Raw genomic sequence first — 1,300 nt, 5'->3', positions numbered from 1 at the left:
TCCCATCTTTGACAGTTGATGTATATAAAAAGTCTCACAACCCTTGTATATAGGGCATTGTGAGACTTTTTCTCTTCGTTTTGAAGTATAGTATTTTTTTACTTCCCTTTACTTTTCTTTTGGATTGTTTTCATCTGGCTTTTGGTTATGAACTCATAGTCGGTACGGAAGCCGCATGCTTCATGCAACTTATCGGTAAGTTTTGTCCTACGATAGGTAGGCATGAATCCCTGTTCTTTAATGTCTGCAAAATTCATCCCCCTAAGTGTGCTCAAGATCTCGTCGCAAGTATAACTGTCATCGATACGCATCTCTAAGTATCTGTAGACGATAAGAGCAAGGAAACAGGTAAGGAAATGAGCTTTGATCCTGACGTTATTCTGGAGAAATACCGGCCTGGCTTCAAAGTCAGTCTTCATGATTCTGAAGCATTCTTCTATTTCCCAACGACCTTCGCTTACACTTAAGATGTCTCCAACAGGATCGTCAAGAAGGTCTGTTGATACTGCATAGAGACCATCATAAAGCGCTTCCTGTTCAACCTTATCTGTATCGAGATAGTTGTGAATGCTTGCAGCTTCGCCACTGTCAGTAACTGCAATCTTTCCAATGAATCTTGCCGGATCGGTTGGATTCTTCCTGTTCCTTTTTATGGAACCTGAATCAATCAGTTTCTGTGCCCGATCCACTTGGGCATCTCGAACAGCTTTCTGATATTTAGCAAACCTGGGTGAATAAGTCACTATGAGGCGCTGATGAAGAGTCTTTGGAGTATACGGCTCCTCTTTGTAGTAAAGGCCTGTATCATCATCGGGGAGTTTTGATATGTCTACAGGAGTATCGTCCGATACTCGTTTAAATCCTGTACCGTTCAAAGCCCATTCTTTATCTTCGGCTTTAAGCTTCTTTATGGACTGAGTTACAATGAAAGCTCTTTGTCCCATGTGGTTGTAGTTTCTTATCTTCTCGGATCCAAGTCCTGCATCGCTGCAGTAGATGAATTTCTGACATCCGAATTCAGAAAGAACCTTTTCTTCGAGAGGCTTTAATGACGTCTGTTCATTGGCATTCCCCGGGAAGAGAGAGAATGCAAGCGGAATTCCATCACCATCCATGAACATACCCATTTGAATTATGGGATTAGGACGATGTTCTTTGCTTTTTCCGTACTTCTTGTCACCATCTTCCTGTTCAATCTCGAAGTAGTAATTAGTGCAGTCATAGAAAAGGATCTTGTCATTCCTCTTTCCTGCGAGATGACTGTTTTTATAAACCTCAGCCTGAATGAAATCGCACTCAT

1 protein-coding gene is annotated in these 1,300 nt (G+C 41.6%); it reads right to left on the bottom strand.

Translation table 11 applies throughout. The annotated features are described in order from the left end of the window. Nucleotides 1-98: 98 nt before the first annotated feature. A partial coding sequence (locus tag G622_RS0119820) for an IS1634 family transposase (RefSeq protein ID WP_026512089.1) occupies nt 99-1,300 on the bottom strand: 1,202 nt, incomplete at its 5' end.

This window comes from Butyrivibrio sp. LC3010 (genome assembly GCF_000424385.1).
Classification (GTDB): Bacteria; Bacillota; Clostridia; order Lachnospirales; family Lachnospiraceae; genus Butyrivibrio.
Note: the sequence above shows the minus strand (reverse complement) of the source record. Positions and strands in the feature narration are given on the sequence as shown.